Annotated in this window: 15 protein-coding genes and 1 pseudogene; 8 read left to right on the forward strand and 8 right to left on the reverse strand. The window is 73.3% G+C overall.

The genetic code is table 11. The features are described from left to right. Window positions 1-28: 28 nt before the first annotated feature. The 3 genes from ACGFQ9_RS09940 to ACGFQ9_RS09950 form a co-directional block, all read right to left on the reverse strand. Window positions 29-1522 carry a DUF5719 family protein gene (locus tag ACGFQ9_RS09940; protein WP_393573059.1) on the reverse strand — a complete coding sequence of 498 codons (1494 nt, stop codon included), beginning with the start codon at window positions 1520-1522 and terminating at the stop codon, window positions 29-31. Continuing rightward, on the reverse strand, window positions 1519-5274 hold the full coding sequence (locus ACGFQ9_RS09945) for a glycosyltransferase (protein ID WP_393573061.1): 3756 nt from the start codon (window positions 5272-5274) through the stop codon (window positions 1519-1521). The genes ACGFQ9_RS09940 and ACGFQ9_RS09945 overlap by 4 nt, the downstream gene beginning before the upstream one ends. Window positions 5275-5489: 215 nt before the next feature. Next, entirely contained in the window at window positions 5490-5753 is a 264-nt protein-coding gene (locus ACGFQ9_RS09950) for a WhiB family transcriptional regulator (RefSeq protein ID WP_003983763.1), read from the reverse strand. Between the two features lie 624 nt (window positions 5754-6377). Here ACGFQ9_RS09950 and ACGFQ9_RS09955 point away from each other — a divergent pair. The 3 genes from ACGFQ9_RS09955 to ACGFQ9_RS09965 all read left to right on the forward strand — a co-directional run bounded on the left by ACGFQ9_RS09955 (window position 6378) and on the right by ACGFQ9_RS09965 (window position 9221). Next, window positions 6378-6881 (forward strand): cysteine dioxygenase, encoded by a 504-nt coding sequence (locus tag ACGFQ9_RS09955; protein ID WP_393573063.1) that lies wholly within the window; start codon window positions 6378-6380, stop codon window positions 6879-6881. Between the two features lie 97 nt (window positions 6882-6978). Next, window positions 6979-7932, forward strand: coding sequence for a 2-phospho-L-lactate transferase (gene cofD / locus ACGFQ9_RS09960; protein WP_393573065.1), 954 nt, complete (start codon window positions 6979-6981; stop codon window positions 7930-7932). Next, window positions 7929-9221: a coenzyme F420-0:L-glutamate ligase gene (locus ACGFQ9_RS09965; RefSeq protein WP_393573067.1), complete on the forward strand. Its 1293-nt coding sequence runs from the start codon at window positions 7929-7931 to the stop codon at window positions 9219-9221. The genes cofD and ACGFQ9_RS09965 overlap by 4 nt, the downstream gene beginning before the upstream one ends. Window positions 9222-9286: 65 nt before the next feature. On the opposite strand, the gene ACGFQ9_RS09970 is transcribed toward ACGFQ9_RS09965, so the two are convergent. Then, entirely contained in the window at window positions 9287-10300 is a 1014-nt protein-coding gene (locus ACGFQ9_RS09970) for a DNA-3-methyladenine glycosylase family protein (RefSeq protein ID WP_393573069.1), read from the reverse strand. Between the two features lie 489 nt (window positions 10301-10789). Next, entirely contained in the window at window positions 10790-12241 is a 1452-nt protein-coding gene (locus ACGFQ9_RS09975; protein ID WP_393573071.1) for a peptidoglycan recognition protein, read from the reverse strand. Between the two features lie 141 nt (window positions 12242-12382). Here ACGFQ9_RS09975 and ACGFQ9_RS09980 point away from each other — a divergent pair, with 141 nt between their 5' ends. The 4 genes from ACGFQ9_RS09980 to ACGFQ9_RS09995 all read left to right on the forward strand — a co-directional run bounded on the left by ACGFQ9_RS09980 (window position 12383) and on the right by ACGFQ9_RS09995 (window position 18485). Next, a complete protein-coding gene (locus tag ACGFQ9_RS09980; protein WP_393573073.1) occupies window positions 12383-13135 on the forward strand; it encodes a TIGR03089 family protein in 753 nt (250 codons plus the stop codon). Between the two features lie 308 nt (window positions 13136-13443). After that, a complete protein-coding gene (locus ACGFQ9_RS09985) occupies window positions 13444-14712 on the forward strand; it encodes an LCP family protein (RefSeq protein WP_393573075.1) in 1269 nt (422 codons plus the stop codon). Window positions 14713-14873: 161 nt separating this feature from the next. After that, window positions 14874-16682 (forward strand): LCP family protein, encoded by a 1809-nt coding sequence (locus ACGFQ9_RS09990; protein ID WP_393573077.1) that lies wholly within the window; start codon window positions 14874-14876, stop codon window positions 16680-16682. 75 nt (window positions 16683-16757) lie between these two features. Then, complete coding sequence (locus ACGFQ9_RS09995; RefSeq protein ID WP_393573079.1) at window positions 16758-18485, forward strand: LCP family protein; 1728 nt, start codon at window positions 16758-16760, stop codon at window positions 18483-18485. A 585-nt stretch (window positions 18486-19070) separates the two neighbouring features. Here ACGFQ9_RS09995 and ACGFQ9_RS10000 read toward each other — a convergent pair. Then, window positions 19071-20075 (reverse strand): annotated as a pseudogene (locus tag ACGFQ9_RS10000) (glycosyltransferase family 2 protein); the annotation flags it as partial. 146 nt (window positions 20076-20221) lie between these two features. Here ACGFQ9_RS10000 and ACGFQ9_RS10005 point away from each other — a divergent pair. After that, on the forward strand, window positions 20222-21721 hold the full coding sequence (locus tag ACGFQ9_RS10005; RefSeq protein WP_393573081.1) for an LCP family protein: 1500 nt from the start codon (window positions 20222-20224) through the stop codon (window positions 21719-21721). Here the strand turns inward: ACGFQ9_RS10005 and ACGFQ9_RS10010 are convergent. Then, on the reverse strand, window positions 21718-23334 hold the full coding sequence (locus ACGFQ9_RS10010) for a glycosyltransferase family 39 protein (RefSeq protein WP_393573083.1): 1617 nt from the start codon (window positions 23332-23334) through the stop codon (window positions 21718-21720). The genes ACGFQ9_RS10005 and ACGFQ9_RS10010 overlap by 4 nt on opposite strands. Further along, window positions 23331-24596, reverse strand: a complete 1266-nt coding sequence (locus ACGFQ9_RS10015) for an acyltransferase family protein (protein ID WP_393573084.1) — start codon at window positions 24594-24596, stop codon at window positions 23331-23333. The genes ACGFQ9_RS10010 and ACGFQ9_RS10015 overlap by 4 nt, the downstream gene beginning before the upstream one ends. Window positions 24597-24633: the final 37 nt, after the last annotated feature.

A 24633-nucleotide genomic window follows, 5' to 3' on the forward strand; every position in this document is an offset into this window, starting at 1 on the left:
CCCCTGCAGCCGCAGCCGCCGGTCCCGCTCAGTTCCGCCCGTCCTCCAGGACCGTCAGGTCCTGGGACGCCTTGGGGACGGAGACGGTGCCGTGGTCGTCGGTGAGCGGCTGCACCGTGAAGAACGGGATGCCCTCGTGGGGCAGCGACAGGGTGCGTGCCGCGTGCACCGGGCCGCCCGAGAGGGTCTCCACGGTCAGCGCGTACGAGCCCTTGCCCCCGCCGCCCGGTACCGGCGGGGGTGCGACCGCGAGGGTGGTGCCGGCCTTCACCGTGTACTCCTGGCTCGCGGGCTCGCCGCCCTGGGTGCCGGGCGAGGCGGTCACCCGCACCTTGGCGTCCGTGACCGGCGCCGTGAGCGAGAGGGTGGTGGCCCCCTGGTCGGTGCGGTTGTCGGCGTTGGTGGCCCGTGCGGCGACCGGGCCGGCCGCCGGGACGAAACCGAGTTCCTGTTTGGCTCCGGTGCCCCGGACCACCCTGACCGCAGCCACCACCGGGACGGGCTTCTTCGAGTCCGCGGGTGTCAGCACCAGGGAGCCCGGCTCGCCGCGGGTGACGTCCTTGAGGTCGAGGGAGGTGGTCATACCGCCCTTGACGTGCAGCTGCTCGCTCCCGGCCGGGCTGATCGAGCCGCCCGGCCCGGCCAGCCGGATGCGCAGGTCGGCGTCCTCCTCACCGGGGACGTGGGCGACCAGCCGGACCGAGGTGGCGTCGGCCGGAATGCCGGGCAGCACCAGGGAGGCCGCGGGGTCGGCGGAGGCGGGCAGCCAGTCGGCGCCGACCCCGTCCTCCATGACCTGGGCGGAGGCCCCGACCCGGCCCGAACGGGTCGTCACATGGGCGGTGACGTCCGGCAGCTGTTCGGAGGTCAGGGTGGTGAGCAGGACCCGCACCGAGGACTTCGGGCCGACCCGGATGTTCTCCCCGCTGCCCTGCTCCGCCTTGGCCCGGCCCTCCGGACCGAACAGCTCGATGTCCACCACGGCCGGGGTGTCGTCCGCGTTGGTGAGGTGGACGTAGTCCTGGCGGCCCTGGGAGGTCGCGGTGCCCGGGAACCAGAAGTCGGTGCCGGGCGGGGTGCAGGACAGGCCGAGCAGGCCACGGGCCTGCCCCACCGACACCTTGGTGGTCTGCTGGGCGGTCCAGCCGGGGGCGAGGGCGCCGTCGGCGGTCCCGGTCAGGGCCGGGGCCTCGGCGCCGGAGGCGGTGGCGCCGACCGGCTTGCCCACCTCCTTCAGTTCCAGCAGCTGCTTCTGCTCCTTGGTGGCGCCGGTCAGCCGGGCGGTGCCCCGGCCGCCCGCCCCGCCGGCGGGGGTGACGGCCGTGTAGGCGGTCTCCGCGATGTCCGACCCGGAGGGTGCCGGGCAGACCAGGGCGGACCGCTCGACGGGCCGGCGGGCGGCGGCCGGGCCCGGGCCGGCGCCCGTGGCCGCCGTGCCGTCGGGTGCGGTGAGCGCGGCCACGCCGGTGAGGGCGGCGAGCGCGGCGGCCGCGGCCGCGAGGGTCAGGGGTGCGCGCTTCACTGCCGGTGGCTCCCGTCCGGACGCGGCTGCTGGTGGCCGGTCGGCTGTCCGTATGCGTCGTACTGCTGCCCGTGCTGTTCGCGCTGTTCGTGCTGTTCGTGCTCGTACTGCGCGTGCTGTGCGGGCTGTGCGGGCTGTTCGTACGGGCCGCCGTACTGGTCGTACTGGTCGTACTGACCGTAGGACGTGCCGGTCCCGTAGGCGTAGGGGTACTGCTGCTGCCCGGGGTATCCGTCGTACGCCGGGTCCTGCTGCCGCCCGGGGTCGCCGGGGTCTGCGGGTCCGCCGTGCGGCTCGGGGTGCCCCGGGCCGCCGTGGTCCCCGTGGACGTCGCCCGGGTCCCCGCCGGTGCCGGCCGTACCGCCGTAGTCGTAGCCGTACGTGTCCTGCGGGTAGGGCACCTGCGCGGGGATCTCCGCGTACGGGTCGGCGGTGACGGGTGCCGCAGCATCGGCCGCGGGGTCCGCCGCTCCGGCTCCGGCCCGCAGGCGGCGGGCCCGGCGGCCCTCGCCGTACTCCCCGCCCGCCGCACCGTCCGGGCCGGCGCCCTCCTCGTCGGGAAGGTCGTCGTCGAGCTGCCGGCGGCGGCCGGGCAGGGCCAGCACCAGCAGCACCACGGCGAGCAGGGCCTGCGCCCAGTGCCAGGCGGTGCCGGTGGCGGAGTCGGCGTGCACGAGGTCCAGGCGGCCGCCGGCGGCGGGGAGTTCGAAGCCCTGGGCCCAGCCGTCGAGGGTCTTGGCCCGGAGCGGCTCGCCGTCGAGGGTGGCCCGCCAGCCGGCGTCGGCGCGGTCGGCGATGCGCAGGGTCCGGCCGGGCTCGCCCGCGGGCACGGTCGTGTGGGCGTCGACCGGGCCGGAGGCCACCGGGATCGGGGCCTCGCCGGGCTTGCCGGAGAGGATCACGGCGCGGGCGACCTGCCGGTCGACCCGCCAGAGGGCGCTGCCGTCGAGCTGGCTGAGCCGGCTCAGGCCGGGGGTGGCGTCGAGGACGTGCCGGAACTGCTCGGGGGCGCCGTCGCGGACCAGGACGTAGCGGACGGCGAAGGCGCCGAGCTGGTCGGTCTGGTCGGCGCCGGATCCCGCGACCAGGCTGGAGACGACCTTGTCGAGGAGCTGGTCGCCACCGGTGGCTTCGGCGAGTTCGGCGTCGCCGAGGCGGCCGCCTGAGCCGCGGACCAGGGTGTAGGCGACGGTGGCGGGCGAGCTGCCACCGAGCACGAGGGTGCGGGGCTGGTCGCGGGTGCCGCTCTCCTCGGCGACGAACGCCGGGACCTGCACGGGGTCGCGGCGGTCGAGGGGGCCGTCGGCGCCGACGGTCGTCCAGCCGGCCGCGCCGAGCAGCGGGCCGGCCGCGGCGGCCAGGGCGATGAGTGCGGCCAGCGGCTGCCGCCAGCCGAAGCCGTGGGCGGCGAGCCGGTCCTTGGCGCCGTCGGCACCGATGACGGCGGCGGCCAGCAGGGCGAGGCCGTAGACCAGGGTGGCGGGGCCGGCCCAGCCGGTGCGGTTGGTGAGGACGGCGAGGAGCAGCCCGGCGAGGGCGGCGGCCCAGGCGGTGCGGACCGCGAAGCCGCGGCCCTCGCGCAGGAGCGCGGCCAGCGCGGCGAGGACGATGCCGAGAAGCAGCAGTCCGCCGCCGGTCTTGGGGCCGCCGGGGCTGATGCCGAGCAGGTCGAGGGCGGTGGCGGCGCCGCTGCCGTAGGGCAGGCCGGCTTCGCGGAGGAAGCGGCCGGGGTGCGTGAGCAGGGTGAGCGACCAGGGCGCGAGGAGCAGCAGCGGGGTCGCCAGGACGGCGGCGTGGCGGACGACGTACGTCTTCCAGTCCGCGCGGCGGAGCACCACGGCGGCGGTGCCGAGGACCGCGGCGAGCGGCCAGAGCACCGGGGTGAAGGCGGCGGCCAGGGTGAGGAGCAGGGTGTACGTCCACACCGCGCGCCAGCTGCCGCGGTCCCCGTCGGGGTCGCCCGCTCCGGCGAGTCCGTACGCGGAGACGCCGGCGCGGGCGATCAGCGGGAGGAGCGCGGCGAGGAGCGCGGTGCCGAGCCGGCCGCCGGCCAGGGCTCCGGTGACGGCGGGCAGGAAGGCGTAGGCGACGGCGGCCCAGGCGCGCAGCAGCCGGGATTCGACCAGGGGGCGGGAGGCGAAGTAGGCGGTGAGTCCGGCGAGCGGGACGGAGCACACCAGGAGCAGGGTGAGGGCGGCCTGGGTGGAGCCGAGCAGCACGGCGGAGAGCGCGGCGAGGACGGCGAGGTAGGGGGGTGCGCCGGCGGTGGAGCCGGTGCCGATGGGGTGCCAGTCGTCGGCGTAGGTGCGCCAGAGGTCGCCCGCTCCGGCGGGGGCGGGCAGCAGTGCGCCGCCCATGAGGGTGCCGCCGGCCAGCAGGGAGCGGCAGGCGACGAGGGAGACGAGCAGGAGGAGGGCGAAGAGGACGGGGGCGGGGTTGCGGGCGATCCGCTTGAGCCGGGCGAACTGCTCGATGTGCAGGTAGTCGGCGTCGTCGCCGCCGGGGCCGGATTCGATGGCGCCGCCGTGCCGGCCGGCGCCGCCGGTGTCGGTGTCGCGGCCGGCGCCGAGGTGGCCGGCGAGCTGTTCGACGTTGGCGCGGAGGGTGGCACCGGGCGGCGGGAAGAGGGGGCGGAGCTCCTTGGCGGGGACGGCGGGGCGGCCGCGTCTGCGTCGGCCGGTGAGGATCCGGCCGGGGCGGAGCAGGGTGCCGAGGAGTCCGGTGAACTCGTCGACGGCCTGGCCCGGGGCCTTGCCGACGAGGTAGCCGAGGGTGCGCAGCAGGGTGCCGAGGACCAGCCGGAGCAGCACCCAGGGGAGGACCGCGCCGGGGCTGTTGACCAGGACGGTGTACGCGGCGCCGGCCTTGTCCACACGGTGCGGGCTGGACGCCCCTCGGCCGGCGCAGTCGACGGTGCGGCGTTCCCGGGCGGAGGCCTCGGCGTGGCGGAGGACGGCGTCCGGGGCGACGAGAACGGGGTGGCCGGCCCGGTGGGCCCGCCAGCAGAGGTCGACGTCGTCGCGCATGAGGGGGAGCCGCCGGTCGAAGCCGCCGAGGGCGTCGTAGACGTCCCGGCGGACGAGCATGCCGGCGGTGGAGACGGAGAGGACGGTGCGGACCTGGTCGTGCTGGCCCTGGTCCTGTTCGCGGCGGTCCAGGCCGGTCCAGCGGCGGCCGCTGTGGGCGATGGTGACGCCGGCTTCGAGGAGCTGCTTCTTGTCGTACCAGCCGCGGAGCTTGGGGCCGAGGACGCCGGCGTCGGGGTTCTCGTCGGCGACGCGGAGGAGTTCGGCGAGAGCGTCGGGTTCGGGGGCGCAGTCGTCGTGCAGCAGCCACAGCCACTGGACGGGCTCTCCGTGGGGGAGCTCGGGGAGGTCGTAGGTGTCGTCGCGCCAGGTGCGGCTGACGGGATCCCAGCCGCTGGGGCGCTTGAGGTAGGGGAGGTCCTCGGGGGTGAGGGTGGCTGCGTTGCGGGCGGCCTCGTCGACGGCGGCACCGAAGGAGGTACGGCGGGCGAGGTGGAGGACGCGGTCGTCGCCGAGGGCGTCGGCGAGCAGCCGGGCGGAGTCGTCGGCGCTTCCGGTGTCGGCGGCGACCCAGTTCTGGACGGGGCGGTCCTGGCCGAGGAGTCCGGCGAGGGCCTGCGGGAGCCAGCGGGCGCCGTCGTGGGCGACCAGGACCGCGGTGACGACGTGCCGGGGGAACGCCGGGGCCTCTGCGGCGGTGGTTGCCTGGTGGGGGTGCAGGGACATCGCGGTACGGGCCCTCCGGCTGGGGGTCCCCCGGACTGGGTCCGGGGTGGTTCCGGGGGTGCGGGCCCTCGGAGTCGGCTGGACAGCGCCCCACACTAGCCCTTGAAAAGCCCTTGGAATGCGGCGGTCCGCCTCCAGCGGGGAAGGTGCAGGAGGCGGACCGTTTGCTCTGTTCGCTATGTGTGCAATGCGTGCTGCTCGGCGGTCGGAGCCGATCAGACAGCGGCCTTTTTCAGACGACGGCGCTCACGCTCGGACAGGCCGCCCCAGATGCCGAAGCGTTCGTCGTTGGCAAGGGCGTATTCGAGGCATTCGGAGCGGACCTCGCAGGCGAGGCAGACCTTCTTGGCTTCCCGGGTGGAGCCGCCCTTCTCGGGAAAGAACGACTCGGGGTCGGTCTGGGCGCACAGAGCGCGCTCCTGCCATCCGAGCTCCTCGTCCGCCTCCTCGACCAGCAGTTCCTGAAACAGCTCGGTCATGTGCGCCCCTCGCTCTGTCTGTGCGTCCCCGTGGTTGCCGTGCCCGGTCTGGCCGGAACGACACGAGTGAAATTACAAGTGTGTGGATCCGGGGCAGTCAAGCCGAGATCTGCTATTGGGCCCCTTATTCACTCTGCGGAACCAAGCCTATGCAGAAAGTGTTCATATCGCCAAAAATCGTGACACTTGCCGCAGGGTCCCTTCGCCTGTCGATCACACCCGTAGCCGACGCATCACTCTCCGGTGTGGTTGCGATCCGGCCACAGAAGCGGCGGAGATCACAGTCCGGTCACGAGCCGGTGCGTGCGTTTACAGACGCGACTGGTGCGCCACATCCCCTGGTCGGGACTGCACAAACCTTTCTCCGCGGACAGTAACCGGATGAGGTGAATCTTTTCTCGCATACCGGACATTGGGTTGACAGTCAGGCCCCAAAACCGCTCTCCTTGTCCGCATGTCAGTGACCGCAGCCGCCACCCGGACCCCCATTCGTGGGTTCCTGCGCGCTGCCCAGGGTCTCTGTTGCTGTCGCGGCTGTTGAAGCCTCCGCATCCCCTTCGCGATCTTCGCGACTGCCCACAGCACCCCAGCGCTCCGCGCCACTGACTTCCGCCGAGGAAACCCGTGAACAACGACAGCGACCTCCAGATCGCCGGCGACATCCTTGAGGTCCCGCACCTGCTGCAGCCCGCCAAGGAACACCCCACCACCGTGGCCGAGTTCATCGGCCTGGCCCGCGAGATCGCCGCCGACCGCGCCGCGTGGGAACACCTCGTCGAGTACGACGCCACCACCCGCTGGTACCACCGGCTGCGCACCGGCCCCGGCTACGAGGTCTGGCTGCTCAGCTGGGTCCCCGGCCAGGGCAGCGGCCGGCACGACCACGGCCGGTCCTCCGGCGTGCTGACCGTCCTCGGCGGCGAGCTCACCGAGCACGGCGCGCGCGGCCCGCGCACCCTCGCTCCCGGCACCCAGCACGTCTTCGCCCCGGGCTACTCCCACGAGGTGGTCAACGACTCCCTCGACGGCGCGGTCAGCCTGCACGTGTACTTCCCCGGCCTCACCGAGATGCCGATGCACGACATGCCCCGGTGCACCCCGGACCTCCTGGAGCCCGTCACCGCCTGAGGCGATCGGCAAACCCTGATCACCGGACGGCGATCGGCGGACCGTGATCTCCGGACCGTGATCGCCGACGTCGCGACCGCCTGACAGACTGCGGTCCATGCGCATTGTTGTTCTGGCCGGCGGTATCGGCGGCGCCCGTTTCCTCCGCGGACTGAAGTCGGCGGTCCCCGACGCGGACATCACGGTCATCGGCAACACCGGTGACGACATCCACCTGTTCGGGCTGAAGGTGTGCCCCGACCTGGACACCGTGATGTACACCCTCGGCGGCGGCATCAACGAGGAACAGGGCTGGGGCCGCGCCGACGAATCCTTCAAGGTCAAGGAAGAGCTCGCCGCGTACGGGGTCGGTCCCGGGTGGTTCGGGCTCGGCGACCGCGACTTCGCCACCCACATCGTCCGCACCCAGATGCTGTCCGCCGGTTACCCGCTGAGCGCCGTCACCGAGGCGCTCTGCGACCGCTGGCAGCCCGGCGTACGGCTGCTCCCGATGTCCGACGACCGGGTCGAGACCCATGTCGCCGTCACCCTGGACGGGGAACGGCGCGTCATCCACTTCCAGGAGTACTGGGTGCGGCTGCGCGCCTCGGTGGACGCCGAGGCCGTCGTACCGGTCGGCGCGGAAGCGGCGAAGCCGGCCCCCGGAGTGGCGGAGGCGCTCGCCGAGGCCGACGTCATCCTCTTCCCGCCGTCCAACCCGGTGGTCTCCATCGGCAGCATCCTCGCCGTGCCCGGGATCCGCGAGGCCGTCGCCGGGTCCCCGGCGCCCGTGGTCGGCCTCTCCCCCATCGTGGGCGGGGCCCCCGTGCGCGGCATGGCGGACAAGGTGCTGGCCGCGGTCGGCGTGGAATCCACCGCCGCCGCCGTGGCCCGGCACTACGGGGCCGACCTGCTGGACGGCTGGCTGGTGGACACCGCCGACGCCGAGGCCGTCGCCGAGGTCGGCGCCGCGGGCATCGAATGCCGCGCCGTACCGCTGATGATGACCGACCTCGCGGCCACCGGGGCGATGGCGCGGGCCGCGCTGGACCTGGCGGAGTCCGTCCGGTGACCGCGCCCTCGTACGAGGTGTACGCGGTCCCCGGGATCCCCGAGGTACAGCCGGGCGACGACCTGGCGAAGCTCATCGCGGCCGCCGCGCCGGACCTGCGGGACGGGGACGTCCTGCTGGTCACCTCGAAGATCGTCTCCAAGGCGGAGGGCCGGATCCTCGACGGCGACTCGCGCGAGGCGGCGATCGACGCCGAGACCGTACGGGTGGTCGCCCGCCGGGGCACGCTCCGGATCGTGGAGAACCGGCAGGGCCTGGTCATGGCGGCGGCCGGGGTCGACGCGTCGAACACGGCGGCCGGCACGGTCCTGCTGCTCCCGGAGGACCCCGACGCCTCCGCCGAGTCGATCCGGACCGGCCTGCGCGCCCTGCTCTCGATCGAGGTCGGCGTGGTCCTCACGGACACCTTCGGCCGCCCCTGGCGCAACGGCCTGACGGACGTCGCCATCGGAGCCGCCGGCGTACGCGTCCTCGAGGACCTGCGCGGCGCCGTGGACGCGCACGGCAACCCGCTGAACGTGACGGTGACGGCGACGGCCGACGAACTGGCCGCCGCGGGCGACCTGGTGAAGGGCAAGACCACCGGCTGCCCGGTGGCGGTCGTACGCGGCCTGGCCGGCGTACTGGGCGAGGGCTCGGCGCGTGAGCTTGTCCGGGCACCCGCCGAGGACCTGTTCCGGCTGGGCACCTCCGAGGCCATACGGGAGGCCGTGACCCAGCGCCGTACGGTGCGCGCGTTCACGGACGAGCCGGTGGACCCGGGAGCGGTCCGGCGGGCGGTCGCCGCGGCCGTCACGGCGCCGGCGCCGCACCACACCACCCCGTGGCGGTTCGTGCTGCTGGAATCGGCGGAATCCCGGCTGCGGCTGCTCGATGCGATGCGGGACGCGTGGATCGCGGACCTCCGGCGCGACGGCAAGCCGGAGGAGTCCATCGCCAGGCGGATCCGGCGCGGGGACGTCCTGCGGAACGCGCCCTACCTGGTGGTGCCCTGCCTGGTCGCGGACGGCGCGCACCACTACGGGGACGCCCGGCGGGACGCGGCGGAGCGCGAGATGTTCGTCGTCGCCACGGGCGCCGGCGTGCAGAACTTCCTGGTGGCACTGGCCGGCGAGCGCCTCGGCTCGGCCTGGGTGTCCTCGACCATGTTCTGCCGGGACGTGGTCCGCGAGGTGCTGGGCCTGCCGGCGGACTGGGACCCGATGGGCGCGGTCGCGGTGGGCCACGCGGCGACCGCCCCGGCGGACCGGCCCCCGCGCAGTGCGGAGGCGTTCATCGAGGTCCGCTGATCCCCCACGCGCCGGGCGCACCGGCCCCCGGGCTCACTGGCCCCCGGGCTCACCGGCCCCCGGGCTCACCAGGCGGAGATGTCCGTCCGGCGCATCTTGGGCGCCCGGCGGGGCGGAACGCGGCCCGAGAGCAGGATCAGCCGGGCCGCCCGGTGGCGCTGCCCGGCGTAGGGGGCGAGCAGCTCCAGCATTTCGGCGTCGTCCGCGTCGGGGTTCCCGGCCAGGGCGTAGCCGACGATGCCGGGCAGGTGCAGGTCCCCGGTGGTGACGGCGTCGGCGGCACCGTTGCTGCGCTGGAGCGTCTCGGCGGAGGTCCAGGGCCCGATCCCGGGCAGGGCCTCCAGCCGCCCGGTCGCCTCGGCGAGCGGCATCCGCGCCGCTTCCTCCAGCCGGCCGGCGACGCGCACGGCCCGGATGATCGTCCCGGACCTCTTCGCGTCGACACCCGCCCGGTGCCAGTCCCACGACGGGATTCGCGCCCAGGTGCGGGCGTCGGGCATGACGTGAAGACACTGTCCGAGCACCGGGGCGGGCCCCGGTGCGGGCTCACCGTACTGCCGGACCAGCCGCCGCCAGGCGCGGTACGCCTCGTCCGTGGTGACCTTCTGCTCCAGGATCACGGGGATCAGGCTCTCCAGCACCAGCCCGGTCCGGGTGAGCCGGAGCCCGGCACGGCGCCGATGGCTGGCGTGCAGCAGCCGGTGGCGCGGGGTGAAGGCGGCAGGATCGTCCTCGGCCCCGAGCAGCGCGGGCAGGCTGTCGAGCACCCAGTCCGCACCGGGCCCCCAGGCATCGGCCTCGACGGCGTCCCCGTGCCGCGACACCCGAAGGGTGGCGGCACCCTGCGGAGTCAGGCTGGCCCGCCACACCGAGCCGTCGGCAGTCGTACGGAAGGTGGGGTCGGAGGGCCCGCGCCGGAGCGGCCCGAGGGTGAGCCCGAGATCGGTGACCCCGTCCGGCACCCAGGTCCGGCTCTTCGCCCCGCCCCACGCGGCGCGCGCCCCCACCCGGGGCACGGGTACGTCGACCCGCCCGCCCCGAGCGGCGGTGGGAGTCAGAGGATCGAAGCGACCGGCCACCCCTCGAGCGTAGCCGCGCCTGCCGCCTGTGCTGGCGGACGTGGCGGTGGGCATGCCGGTGGGCATGCCTTGTGCGTGGCGCGCTGGGGACATCGGCGGCACGGGGGCGGGCAGCCCCCGGGCACCCCCCTGACGCCGTCCAGGCGAAGCCGTGGCGCATATCCCGGTCTTGCCCTGCGGGCCGGTTTGCCTAGCACGAAAGCGGGCTCCTGCCCCACCCCCACACCCGACCGGTCGGCCTCAGGTGACAGCGGGCCGCTGCCCCGGCGCCGCCCTGGCGGCCAGTCGGCCTCAGGCGGAGCCTGGGGGCTGGTTCGGGCCCGCCTCACAGGCCAGTTGGCCTCCGGTGCAGTCGGTTGTCGGCTGGGTTCCGCCCGGCTGGCACGTCCAGCTTGATGTCGCGGTGCCGGGGGCGGGTGGACAACCCCCGCCCGAGCCCGGTGGGGCTCGGGGGGTGAAGCGGGCCGCGGGAGTGGCGTCGTAACCGCCTCAGGGGCGGCCCTGCAGCCTTGCCGAAGCCGTTCTCGTCGGGGGGAGCTGGCCGTAGAGGCGCTTGCCGGGGCATTCCGTGGCGAAGCCGTCGCGGTGGCCCGAGATCACGTTCAGCGAAACGTTCCTGCCCCTCGGGAACTTGTTGCCGCCGGCTGACTTCAGCACTGCCTTCCCGCGCGGGTCCGCGTTGAACAGGCCCAGCTTCCACGCCGTCAGCTTCGCCACCGCCTCCACCGCCGCCTGCGGCGGCTCGGACGCGGTGAAGGTGCCCAGCACGGCGATCCCCATGCTGTTGCTGTTGAAGCCCATCGTGTGCGCGCCGAGCACCGGCTTGCCGATGCCGCCGGCCCGGCCCTCGTACACGTTGCCGCACTTGTCGACCGCGAAGTTGTAGCCGAAGTCCCGCCAGCCGCTGCTCACCACGTGGTAGCGGTACAGGCTGCGCAGCACCGCCGGGGCGTCCTTGCAGGCGTAGTTGTTGCCCGACGCGCTGTGGTGCACGAACGCCGCCTTCACCGACTGCGTGTAGACGAAGCCCGCCTCCCGCAGGGATTCGTCCGCGCCCCACCCCCGCCTCGTGATGATCTTCGGGCGGGGGCCGATGTACGGGCGGGCCGCCGCCTCCACCGCGTCGCCGGCAAAGACCGCGTCGGCGGTGGCGTCCGCCTTGTTGAGCTCCGCGATCTCGGTCGCGCCGAGCGGTGCGTGCGGCACGTTGGCCAGTGAGGACTCCGCCATCTCCATGGTCATGCCCGGGACCATGGAGGGTTGGCCCTTGTGGTCCCCGTTCGCGCCGCCGTCCGTACCTCCGTCCGTGCCTCCGTCCGTGCCTCCGTCCGTGCCCGTGTCCCCGTCCGTCGGCGTGGAGCCGTTCTTGTCGTCGGGGGCGGGGGGCCGGACCTCGCCCGGGTCGACCAGTTCGATCCGCATGCCCGTCGGCAGGCTGGACAGCGTACGGACGCGCGACTCCGCCTGGACCCGGACCTCGATCCCGTCCGACGGCCCCACCCACAACGGTGCGGTACCGCCGCGCACCCGGCCCGAGGAGCGCTCGGCGCCGTCCGGGTCCGCCGCGTGTTCGCTGTTGTGGGTCTCCACGTCCTGCCAGTCGGACCAGAACCCGCCGTCGACGGACCGGGTGCGCACCTGGACGCTTCCCAGGAGTTCCGTGGCCGCGTCGTCCCAGACGACGCCGACCAGCGAGAACGTCTTGACCTCACGGGCGGGCAGGCCCTGCGCCTCGGGCACGCGGGGCGAGGCGCTCATGCCGGGCGCTCCGGTCGCCCGGTCCCGCCCCGGCCCCAGCGGGACCAGCGGCAGCGACTGGGTCGACCCGGCGGGACCCGCGGGGGCGGCGGACTCGGCCAGGGCGGGGGTGGGGAGCGCGAGCGGGAGGGCCAGTGCGGCCGCGGTCGCGACGCCGATCGAGGAAGCAAGGAATCCACGCATGTGAAAGATCGTGGGCACAGTCCGCAGCCCCTGCCAGCGGGAACTGACGGACCGTCGGCGTGCCGCGCGGTGCGTGCTCCCCCGGACGGCGGACGGCGGACTGCGCCGTCCGGGCGAGGCCCCCCGACTACCCTGGGCCGGGTGAATGCCACTGACCGCACCCCTGCCGACCTGCTGCGATCCGCGCTCGCCGCGGACCCGGGCCGCCCGCTCGTCACCTTCTACGACGACGCCACGGGCGAGCGCGTCGAATTGTCCGTCGCCACCTTCGCCAATTGGGTGGCCAAGACCGCGAATCTGCTCCAGGGCGACCTCGGCGCCGGCCCGGGCGACCGGCTCGCCCTGCTTCTCCCGGCGCACTGGCAGACGGCCGTCTGGGTGGTCGCCGCCGCGTCCGTCGGCGTGGTGGTCGAGCCTGGCGGCGATCCGGCCGACGCCGACCTGGTGGTGAGCGGCCCGGACACCCTGGACACGGCCGCCGCCTGCGGCGGTGAGCGGGTGGCCCTGGCGCTGCGGCCGCTCGGCGGGCGCTTCCCGCAGCCGCCGGCCGGGTTCCTCGACTACGCGGTGGAGGTCCCCGGACAAGGTGACCGGTTCGCCCCCTTCGTCCCGGTGGACCCGGGCGCCGCGGGGCTGACCGTGGGCGGCGTCGGGTTCACGTACGCGCAGCTGGTCGAGCGGGCGCGCGAGGACGCGGCGAAGCTCGGGCTCGGCGAGGGCTCCCGGGTGCTGTCCGGGCTGCCGTACGACAGCTGGGAGGGGCTCTCGGCCGGGCTGTTCGCGCCGCTGGCCGCGGGCGGCTCGGTGGTGCTGTGCAGGAACCTGGACCGGCTGTCCGGGGAGGGGCTGGCCCAGCGCCGGGAGAGCGAGCGTGTCACCCACACCGCGGAGTGACCACCACCCGGAGTGACCACCACCCGGAGTGACCACCACCCGGAGTGACGGGCCCACCGGACCCCGGGCCCGCCGCCTCCCCCACCGCGCCGCCCGTCACCTGCGCCATCCCCCGATTTGTCACCCGTTCGGCGGAGTCCGCACCCCCGCCCCCGGGCCGCACCGCCGTCCCGGGGTCATGCTCGGCGGAGGGTGCGGCTCGCGGGCCGGGTCCGGGCCGGCCGGGTCCGGGCGCGGTCCGTGAGTGGCACCCGGCGGTCGCACCCGTACGTACGGCCGCCCGCCGACGCGTGAGGGGACGGACGCGAGTGACGGACAGCGCGGGCATACCCGGCGGCACCGAGGCGGCCGGGGGCGGACCGAAGCCCCCGAGCCGTCGGCGCCGCCTGCTGCGCTGGATCGGGCTCGGCACGGTCCTGCTCGTACTGGCCGGGACGGCCACCGGCTGGTGGATCTACAACAAGCTCGACGCGAACATCACCGAGGACTCCTCCGCCATCGCCGAGCTCGAGCGGTACGAGCGGGAGCGCCCGGCGCGGGCCGCCGGGGGCGCCCAGAACATCCTGCTGATCGGCTCGGACTCGCGGGCCGGCCCGGGGAACGCCCGCTACGGGCTCGACGGGGGCCGCGCCCGCACCACCCAGCGCTCGGACACCACGATCCTGCTGCACGTGTCGGCGGACCGGCGCAGCGCCACGGCGGTCTCGGTGCCCCGGGACCTGATGACCCGGATCCCGAGCTGCGGGCGGCCGGACGGGAGTCGCACCGCCGAGCAGTACGTCCAGTTCAACTGGGCCTTCGAGTGGGGCGGGGCGGCCTGCACCATCCGCACCGTCGAGAAGCTGACCGGGGTCCGGGTGGACCACCACATGGTGGTGGACTTCCGGGGGTTCAAGAAGATGGTGGACGCGGTCGGCGGGGTGGAGATCTGCCTCAGGGAGCCGATCGACGACGCCGAGGCGAAGCTGAGGCTGCCGGCCGGGCGACAGGTCCTGCACGGGGAGCAGGCCCTCGGCTTCGTCCGCGCCCGCTACAGCCTGGGCAACGGCAGCGACACCGAACGGATGCAGCGCCAGCAGCAGTTCCTGGGCTCGCTGGTGAAGAAGGTGCAGAGCAACGGGGTGCTGCTGAACCCGGCCCGGCTGTACCCGCTGCTCGACGCGGCGACCTCGTCGATCACCACGGACCCGGGGCTGGCCTCGCTGCGCGGCCTCTACGAACTCGTCCGCAGCATGCGGGACATACCGACGGACAAGGTGCAGTTCCTGACGGTTCCCCGGCATCCCTACTCGGCCGACCCCAACAGGGACGAACTCCTTGAACCGGAAGCATCCCGGCTTTTCCGGCAGCTGCGCGACGACCAGCCGCTGACCCTCACCCCGCCGAAGGTCGGCCCCACGGCCGAACCCACCGGGCCGGAGGCCGAAGCGGAGGCCGGAGAGGGCCGTGACGGCAACACGGAGGCCCGTAGTCCGTCACCGGGAACGGCGCCGCGGACCACTCCGGGAACCACCGGCACCCCCTCGCCCGTCCCTACCTTCACGGGCACCACGGCCGGGGCCGCGTCCTGCAGGTGACCGGCCGGTAAAGCAATCCCAAAAGGCACTGCCCGAACCGAGCTCCTTAACCGGAATGCCCCGTTATAAGGTACGTGGAATTTGTCACCGGCGTGGTTTGACACCGAACAGGCCGGATATGGTGAGCGACCCGGTGCCACCGACGGAGGATTCGACTGACCGTGGATGCACAAGGCCGTGGGCGGGCGGACGAAATCGACCCCGCAGACCAGTGGGTCCTCAACCCCCGCACCGGCAACTACGAACTGCGACTGGACCATTCCGCACCGCAGCAGCGCACGCCGCTGAACGCCCCTGAGGGCGGCTCACGGAGCGGTGCGCGGGGCGGCTCACGGATCGGCTCGCGCAGCGCGCAAGGCTCCCCGCAGGGACGCTCGCGCCGGGCGCCATCGGCCCCGGGCGATGCTCCCGGCACGCCCTCCCCGGGCGTCCCCGGCCCGCGCCGCGGCGACCAGGCTCCCGGAGGCGGCGGCCGGCGCAGCAACCGCAAGCGCGGCAAGGCGGGCAGGGAAGGCAAGGCCGGCGGCCGGAAGAAGGCGCTGGTCGTCACTGGCGGCGTGCTGGCCTTCCTGCTGGTCGCCGGTTCGGTCGGCGGCTACCTGTACTACCAGCACCTGAACGACAACCTCGTCGTCATCGACACGGCGGGCGCGGGCACCGGCGGGTTCAAGAAGGACCAGCCGATCAACATCCTGGTGCTCGGCACCGACAAGCGCACCGGCTCCGGCAACGAGGGCTACGGGGACAAGAACAGCGCCGGTCACGCCGACACCACGATCCTGTTCCACGTCTCCAAGGACCGGACCAACGCCACCGCGGTGTCCATCCCCCGCGACCTGATCACCGACATCCCGGACTGCCCGACGAAGCAGACGGACGGTTCGATAAAGACCGTTCCCGGCGAGAAGGGTGTCCGCTTCAACACCAGCCTCGGCCAGGGCGGGCGCGATCCGGGCTGCACCATGCGCACGGTCACGAAGCTGACCGGCATCCCGATCGACCACTTCATGATGGCCGACTTCAACGCGGTCAAGACCCTGAGCGCGGCGGTCGGCGGCGTCCCGGTCTGCCTGGCCAAGCCGGTCGACGACCCGAAGTCCAAGTTGAAGCTGTCTCAGGGCGAGCACCGGCTGCAGGGCGAGCAGGCACTGGCCTTCGTCCGTACCCGGCACGCCTTCGGCAACGAGAGCGACCTGGACCGGATCAAGACCCAGCAGCAGTTCCTCGGGTCGATGATGCGCGAGATGAAATCCAAGGACACGCTGTCGAGTCCGAAGAAGTTCTTCTCCATGGCGGAAGCCATGACGAAGGCACTGGCCGTGGACTCGGGTATCGGCTCGATCGGCAAACTCACGGGCCTGGCCAGTGAGTTGAAGGGCGTCAATCCCAAGAACGTCACCTTCACCACCCTGCCGGTGGCCGACAACCCGGCCGAGCGGATCAAGGCGACGGTGGTCGTGAGCCAGACCAAGGCCGAGGCCCTGCTGTCGATGATCCGTGAGGACGTCTCGCTCACCGAGGTCGAGCAGCAGAAGAAGGCGGAGAAGGACGCCGCCAAGGCCCAGCAGGAAGCGCTGCTCGAGGGCAACCGGGCACAGCCGTCCGACGTACGGCTCGAGGTGTTCAACGGCGGCGGGCCCTCGGGGTCCGCCTCCACCACCCTGACCTGGCTGCAGAACAACAAGGGCGTCCTGAAGGCCAGCAACCAGGGCAACGCACCTGCGAAGCTGCCCAAGACGACCCTGGAGTACGCACCCAACCAGGCCGATCAGGCACGGGCGCTGGCGGACATGATGGGCCTGCCGGCGACCGCGCTGAAGATCGGCACGGTGCAGGCGGCGCCCAAGGCCCCGATGAAGCTCACCCTCGGGGAGGACTTCAAGGGGGCGGGCATCCCGATCGCGGCACCCGAGAAGGCGCCGGAGGACATCCAGCGCGTCGAGGCGGACAAGGTCGTCTGCGCCAAGTGACGGCTCGTCGCATGACGATCCGGCATCATTCCTTTGATCCCTGATGCGTCAGGTCCTTTTCTTGGGGGGTTTTGCGTGAGGCACAGCAACGTGCGGGGGGAGGGTGCGCCCTCCCGGCCCGCCGGCGGCGGGTCCGGCGCGCCCGGCGAACCCGGCGCGATACCCCGGCCCCGGGGCGGCGGGAACGGTCCGGGCGGGAGCGACGGCCCGGCCCGGCCCGGGCGGCCCCGCCGCCGGCGGGTGCTGCGCTGGGTGTCGTCCGTACTGGCCCTGCTGATACTCGGCACGGCCGGCGCCGGATACCTGTACTACCGCCACCTCAACAACAGCATCCGCACCGATGCGCTGAACCTCGGCGACACCAAGCTGGGCGGCTCCCGGCCCAACGCGTTCGGGCAGACCCCCCTGAACATCCTCCTCATCGGGTCCGACGCCCGTGACGGGGACGAGAACAAGGCCCTGGGCGGGGCGAAGGACACCTTCGACGGCCCTCCGCTCGCGGACGTGCAGATGCTGCTGCACCTGTCCGCCGACCGCAGCAACATGTCGGTCGTCTCGATGCCGCGCGACACCCTGCTGAAGATGCCCAAGTGCACCGAGACCACGGGGAAGGTGCACCCCGCCAGCAGGGGGCTCGTGCAGACCAACGAGTCCCTGAGCCGTGGCGGGCCGGGCTGCACCGTCGCCGCCTGGCAGGAGCTCACCAAGATCCCGATCGATCACTTCATGATGATCGACTTCAAGGGTGTGGTGTCGATGGCGGACGCCATCGGCGGCGTCCCCGTCTGCGTCCAGCAGAACGTCCACTCGCTCACCAAGGACGGCAAGGGCTCCGGACTGAAGCTGCAGAGGGGCACCACCCGGATCCAGGGCGAGCAGGCCCTGCAGTGGCTGCGCACCCGCTACGGCTTCGAGGACGGCACCGACATCGGCCGCACCCACGCCCAGCACATGTACATGAACGCGCTGGCCCGCGAGTTCCGCAAGAACGCCAAGCTCAGCAATCCGGTCAAGCTGAACAGCCTGGCGCAGGCGGCCATCAAGGCCATGGTCGTGGACCCCGGCCTGAACAAGATCGACAAGCTGTACGACCTGAGCATGGAGCTCAAGAAGGTCCCCACCGGCCGGATCACCATGACCACCATGCCGTGGATCCCGAGCCCCCAGGACGGCAACCGGGTGGAGCCCAAGCCCGGCGAGGCCGAGGCGCTGTTCCGGATGGTCCGCGAGGACATCGCGCTCGACGGCAAGGACGCCCGGCCGGCCCCGGCCGCGTCGGCCTCCGCTCCGGCGTCCCCCACCGCTCCCGGGACGGCGTCCACCCCGGCCCCCGGCTCGTCGGCCACGGACACGGCCCTGCCGCCGCCGTCCTCGGACCCGGCCGCCGCCCCGAACCGGATCCCGATCATGGTGCGGAACGCCAGTGGCGGGAAGACGAACCCGCAGCCCACCGTCAAGAACCGGGCGAACGACGTCGTCGCCCTGCTGGCGCGCAAGGGCTACACCCGCGCGATGGTCGACAAGCACGTCGCGGCCGAGGACACCACGGTCGTCCGGTACGCCGGGCTGGACCAGGCCGGGGATGCCCTGTCGGTGGCGACCGCGCTGGGGCTGCCGCCGACCGCCGTGGAGCGGTCCACGGACGTCTCCGGGGTGACGCTGTTCGTCGGCAAGGACTGGCGCAAGGGCGACACCGTGATCGCGCCGCCGCCGCCCCCGAGCAAGGCGCCGGACTCTGCGCGCGCCCTCAACGGCGACGACGAGGCGGCCTGCATGGCGATCCAGCCGGGATTCACCTGGTAGCGGCGCGCACGCGGGCACGGACCGGTCCGTGCGATCACGCGGAGGGGCCCGGCGGAATGATTCCGCCGGGCCCCTCCGCAATGCTGCGGGCGTGGCTGCGGGCGCCGCGTCGGCGCCCGCGCCGGGTTGCTACCAGCCCGCGGGACGGTCCTGCGGGGGCTGCTGCCCCGCGTACGGGTCCTGGTGCTGCGGGTACGGCTGCTGCTGGTGCGGCTGGTGCGGCTGCTCCGGGTACGGCTGGTACTGCTGCCCCGGCTGGTACTGCTGCTCCGGCTGGTACTGCTGCTCCGGCTGTCCCTGGTACGGCTGCTGCCCGTAGGGCTGCTGCTGGGGGGCGTAGGGCTGCTGCTGCGGCGCGTACTGGTGCTGCTGAGCCTGGTACGGCTGCTGCCCGTACGGCTGCTGCTGGGGGGCGTACGGCTCCTGCTGCGGCGCGTACTGGTGCTGCGCCTCGTACGGCGGCGGCTGCAGCTGCTGCTGCTCGTACGACTGCGACTGCGCCTGCGCCTGCGCCTGCGCCTGCGCCTGCGCCTGCGCCTGCGCCTGCGCCTGCTCACCGTACGGCTGCCCGGCCTGCGGCGGCGTGTGCACCGTCGGGCGGCGCGAGGCGATCACCTTGCGCGCCAGCGAGCGCGGGCTGGTCAGGAAGCCCCAGCCCCAGGACATGTGCATGGTCGCCAGGGCGACCGGGATCTGCAGCCGGGCCTTGAGCGACAGCCCCTTGCCGGCCGGAACCGAGCCCGCGGTGATCGCCGCCAGGTAGCCGCCGGGAATCACGAAGGCCCACGGCGAGAGCAGCGCGCCCGCGACCAGGCCCGCCGCGATCGCGCAGACGGCGACCGGCGGGGCGAGGTAGCGCAGGTTGATCGAGCCGGCGTGGTAGCGGGCCACCACGTGCCGCCAGCGCCCGTAGTCCTTGTACTGCTTGGCCAGCGCCCGGACGGACGGGCGCGGCCGGTACTGCACCTTCAGCTCGGGCGAGAACCAGATCAGCCCGCCGGCCTCACGGATCCGGAAGTTCAGCTCCCAGTCCTGGGCGCGGATGAACTCCACGTTGTAGCCGCCCTGCTGCTCCAGCGCCTCGCGCCGGAAGACCCCCAGGTAGACGGTCTCCGCCGGGCCCGCCTGGCCGCCGGTGTGGAAGGCCGCGTTGCCCACGCCGATCTTCGAGGTCATCGCCGCGGCGACGGCGTCCTCCCAGGCGTTCTCCCCCTCGGCGTGCATGATGCCGCCGACGTTCTGCGCGCCGGTCTCGGCGAGCAGCCGGACCGCGGTCGCGATGTAGTTCGGGGAGAGCATGCCGTGACCGTCGACGCGTACCACGATCGGGTGGCGTGAGGCGCCGATCGCCGCGTTGAGCGCGGCCGGGGTACGGCCGGTCGGGTTGGGCACGGTGTGGACGCGCGGGTCTTCGCGTACGAGCTCGGCGGCGATCTCGTCGGTACGGTCCGTGGACGGGCCGAGGGCGATCACCACCTCCATCTCGCCGTCGTACTGCTGCCCCAGGATGTGCCGGACGGAGTCGCGGAGGTAACGCTCCTCGTTGAGCACCGGCATGATCACCGAGACTGCGGGCTGCTGGGTGCGCATGGGGTCCTTCGAAGGGGGTCGGGTTCGGTGCCACGTTACCGCGTACGGGGGAAACCGGTGCGTGCCGTCCCGGCCATACCGGCCGTCGCCGATCGTATGGACCTACTGTTCTGACGAATCGATCACGCCCCGCGGAGGTGTCCCTCGTGCCCCAGCCGCCGCCCCGACCCCGAAGGCGCCCCGCCCCGCCCCGGCGCGCCCGGCGCGGGGCAGGCCGCGGGGCAGAACGCGGGGAGCGGCCGCGCTGGGGGCTGCGGCTGGCCGGTGCGGTCTCGGTCGTGGTGCTGGGCTGCGGGGCGGTCGGGCACGCGGTGATGACGGGCCTGGACACCGGGATCGAGCGGGTGGACCCGTTCAAGGACATGAAGAACCGGCCCCGGGCCGGACACGGGATGAACGTGCTGCTGGTCGGCACCGACGGGCGGGAGAAGATCACCCAGGAGGAACGCCGCGAGTACCGGCTGGGCGGGGCGCCCTGCCACTGCACCGACACGATCATGCTGGTGCACATCTCCGCCGACCGGGAGCGGGCGAGCGTGATCAGCCTGCCCCGGGACAGCTACGCGGAGGTGCCCGCGCACCGGGACCTGGTGACCGGCAAGGCGCACCGGGCTCACCCGGTGCGGCTCAACGCCGCGTACGCGGAGGGCGGGCCGCAGCTGACCGTACGGACCGTGGAGAACATGACCCGCGTCAAGATCGACCACTATCTGGAGGTCGACTTCACCAGCTTCATGAAGACGGTGGACGCGATGGGCGGGGTGGACATCTGCACCGCCAAGACCATGAGGGACCCCAACACGGGGCTGGAGCTGCCGCCCGGCACGCACCGGCTCACCGGCGGGCAGGCGCTGCAGTACGTACGGTCGCGGCACGTCGACGGGGCCTCGGACCTGGGGCGGATGCAGCGCCAGCAGCGTTTCCTGGCGGCCCTGATCAAGCAGGCGACCAGCGGCGGGGTGCTGCTGAACCCGGTGAAGTTCAAGCAGGTCAGCTCGACGCTGCTGGGTTCGGTGCGGGCCGACAGGGGCTTCGGTTCCCAGCAGATGCTGGCCCTGGGGCAGGCGATGCGCGACTTCACCCCGGCCTCGTCGGAGTTCGCCTCGGTGCCGGTGGGCAACGCCTCGTTCAAGGTCGCGGGGATCGGTTCGACGGTGAAGTGGGACGAGCCGAAGGCCGCCGCGCTGTTCCAGGCGCTGCGCGACGACCGGCCGCTGGCGCCGGTCCGGCCGGGCGGCGGCCGGAGCCGGGGGCCGGCGGCGGTACCGGTGGACGTGGCACCGCAGCAGATCCGGGTGCAGGTGGAGAACGGCACCCGGATCGACGGCCTGGGCGGCCGGGTGGACGCGGCCCTGCGGGCCACCGGGTTCAACACCACCCGGACCCCGGGCAACGCGGCCAGCCGCGAGGTCAAACGCACGGTGGTGGCGTACGACCCGCGCTGGGACCGCTCGGCCCGCACCCTGGCCACCGCCCTGCCCGGCTGCGAACTGCGCGCGGTCCGCGGCCAGGGCCGCACCCTGCTGGTCACCGCTGGCTCGGAGTTCCGCAAGGTCGTCCCGGTGCGCGCGGAGGACCCGTACCAGGGCGAGTTCGGCGTGGTGACGGGCGATCAGGTGGTCTGCGGCGGCCAGGGGGTGTCTTAGCCGCGCTTGGCCGGGGTCCCCTCCCCGGGCTTCGCCGCCGGCTTTTCCGCGGGCTTTCCGGGAGCCTTCTCCGCCGTCTTCCCGGGGGCCTTCGCGGGGGTCTTCGCGGGGACGCGTTCGACCAGGGTGACCTGGAGGATGCCGGCCTTGGTCGTGCGGACCGGTGCGTAGTGGGCGCGCAGGGCGTCGGCCTGGGCCCGGGGGAACGTGTGGTACGGGTTCCTGGTGCCGCTCCAGGTGACGACCCAGATCCGCTGGACGCCCTCGAGGGCCTGCGCGCACTCGGCGGGCTGCGCGCACTCCACCGCGAAGAGGTCCTCGCGCTCCCGGGCGGACCGCTTGACGAAGACGTCCTTCATGCGGACGTTGTCGGGCAGGTGGTACTCGGTGGCGAAGTCGAACATGTGGAAGGCGTTGCCCCCGCGGACCGGGGCGAACCCGTCGCCGGGCCGGTAACCCGCGGCGATGACGTCGGCGACCGCCTTGCCGTCCAGCGGGCCCTTGCCGTACGTGGTGCGCAGCTGCCGCTGGTCGGCCGCGCCGAGCAGGACCACCACCGCGAGGCCGGCCGCGCCGAGGGCCTTGGGCCTCAGCATGGCGAGTCCGGCCGCCGCGGCCAGCGTCCACGCGGGCAGCGTGAAGAGGAGGTAGCGGTCGAAGAAGTAGGCGGTGCTGCCCTGCGAGATCACCCAGCTGACGCCGATCGGCAGTGCGGCGATCAGGCCGGTCTCCACGGCGGGGCGGCGGCCCCGCTGCCAGGCGAGCGGCAGCAGGGCCGCGCCGACGATGGCGAGCGCGACCAGCGGGGACCCGAAGAGCCCCTGCCAGGCGGTGACGACGTCCCTCAGGTGCGGGGCCTTCAGCCAGCTGATCTGGCGGCCCACCTGGCTCTGCCCCAGCCGCATCAGCGGGACCAGCGGCAGCACGCCGGCGAGGACGGCGGCGAGGAAACCGGCCGGGAGCCGCCACCAGCGGTGGCGCCACCAGCGCATCAGCACGACCACCGCGTGCGGCACCAGGTAGAGCAGGCTGACGACGTGGAAGACGCCGGTGAAAGCGACGGCGAGGGCGTACGGCAGCCAGCGCCGGAAGGTCGGCCGTTCCAGGGCCCGCATCAGCAGCCAGATGGCGGCGGCCGCGCCGAGCACCGCGAAGGCGTAGCCGCGGGCCTCCTGGCCGTACCTGGAAACGGACGGCAGGAACGCGAAGAGCAGTCCTGCGAACACCGCGGTACGGCGGTCGAACGCCTTGCGGGCGGCGAGCACGACGAAGGCGGCCGCTCCGGCCATGGCCAGGGCGGAGGGCATCCGGAGCATCGCCTCGGAGTCCCCGAAGACGGAGACCCAGAAGTGCAGCAGGAGGTAGTAGGTGCCGGAGACCGCGTCGACGTTGCCGAGCATCGCGATCAGGTCGCCGGTGTCCCGGACGGCGGCGTTCCAGCTGGCCAGTTCGTCGCGCCAGAGCCGGGCGTTGCCGCTGCCGACGCAGGCCACGGCGAAGGTCAGGAGTGCGGCCCACAGCCAGTCCGGTCCGGTCGCGCGGCGCGCCGGCGGCGCGGGCGTGCCGGAGGAACCGGTCGCGTGGTGGGACGCGGCCGGAGTGATGGTGCTCATCGGGAACTTCCCCCCGTGTTCGTGGAAGTGCCGGCGTGACGGACCACCGGTGGATCGGTCCGGCCCAGGGTCATCCCCGGCGCGTCCAGCATCCGTTTGAGGAGGGCGGACAGGGGGCGCTCGGCGTAGCGGTGCACCAGCCAGGAGAGCAGGAGCACGGCCGCGAGGGTGCCGGCGAGGGCGGGCCACACGCCGATGCCCTGCAGGCGGGCCCAGCGGATCAGGGCGAAGCCGATCTCCTGGTGGAGGAGGTAGACGGGATAGGTCAGCGCTCCCGCGACGGTGAGCCACTTCCACTGGATCCGGTCGAACGCCCCCATGGCGACGGCGAGCACGACGGCGAAGGCGAGGGCGGAGACGCCGGCCATCACCGTCCAGCTGAGGTGGTGCATCACTCCGTACTCGTAGCTGCCCTTGGTGCCCAGCAGTGCGTGCTGGGCCAGCAGCCAGGAGAATCCGACGATGCCCAGCAGCAGCCAGTTCACACCGAAGCGGTAGATGAGGTACATCGCCATGCCGGCGATGAAGTACGGGGCGTACTCCGGCATCGCGAAGGTCGACAGCAGCGGCAGGCCGGCCTTGCCGGCGACGACCGAGGCGATCGCCCAGATGCCGCAGAAGGCGACGACCCGGCGGTACGTCAGCCCCATGGCGACGACGACGGCGAAGACGAGGTAGAAGCGGAGTTCCACCCAGAGGGTCCAGTAGACCGGGTCCACCTCGCTCACGCCGAGCGGCTGCTGCAGCATGGTGAAGTTGGTGAGGACGTCCGAGATCGTCAGGTCCTTGCGCATGGAGCGCGCGGTGGTCACGTGGTTCACCACGAGTGCGGTGAGGACGATCGCCACCCAGTAGGCCGGCACGAGGCGGACGACCCGCGAGGTGAAGTACTGGCGCGGGGTCTTGCCCCAGCAGGACATGCAGATGACGAAGCCGCTGATCAGGAAGAACAGCTCGACGCCGAGGAATCCGTACGCCGTGAAGCGGTGCAGGTCCGGTATGAGCTTCTGCGGGGTGCCGAGCAGCACGTCCGGGTAGCGGTTGACGCCGGTCCAGTGGAAGGCGACCACCGACAGGGCGGCGATCAGCCGGAGTCCGTCCAGGGCCCGCAGGCGCGGGCGGCGGGGCCGGGAGCCGGCGGTCCGGTCGGCCTTCCCGTCGGCCGTCCCTGCGGCCGTCCCCGCGGCTGTGCCGGATATGACGGTCGCCTCGTTTTCCGGCACGGTTCCCGGCTCGGTGGAAGGCGGCACGACCGTCGACATATGTGGTTTCTCCGAGTGGCTGAACCGGTACATGGAC

The sequence above is a fragment of the Streptomyces sp. NPDC048603 genome (assembly GCF_043199475.1).
In the GTDB taxonomy this organism is placed as follows: Bacteria; Actinomycetota; Actinomycetes; order Streptomycetales; family Streptomycetaceae; genus Streptomyces.

Bases quoted from the DNA above. Each gene is read 5' to 3' on its own strand.
- cofD (WP_393573065.1), top strand. From the start codon at position 6,979: ATGCGCATTGTTGTTCTGGCCGGCGGTATCGGCGGCGCCCGTTTCCTC.
- ACGFQ9_RS10015 (WP_393573084.1), bottom strand. From the start codon at position 24,596: ATGTCGACGGTCGTGCCGCCTTCCACCGAGCCGGGAACCGTGCCGGAA.
- ACGFQ9_RS09975 (WP_393573071.1), bottom strand. From the start codon at position 12,241: ATGCGTGGATTCCTTGCTTCCTCGATCGGCGTCGCGACCGCGGCCGCA.
- ACGFQ9_RS09950 (WP_003983763.1), bottom strand. From the start codon at position 5,753: ATGACCGAGCTGTTTCAGGAACTGCTGGTCGAGGAGGCGGACGAGGAG.
- ACGFQ9_RS10010 (WP_393573083.1), bottom strand. From the start codon at position 23,334: ATGAGCACCATCACTCCGGCCGCGTCCCACCACGCGACCGGTTCCTCC.
- ACGFQ9_RS09945 (WP_393573061.1), bottom strand. From the start codon at position 5,274: ATGTCCCTGCACCCCCACCAGGCAACCACCGCCGCAGAGGCCCCGGCG.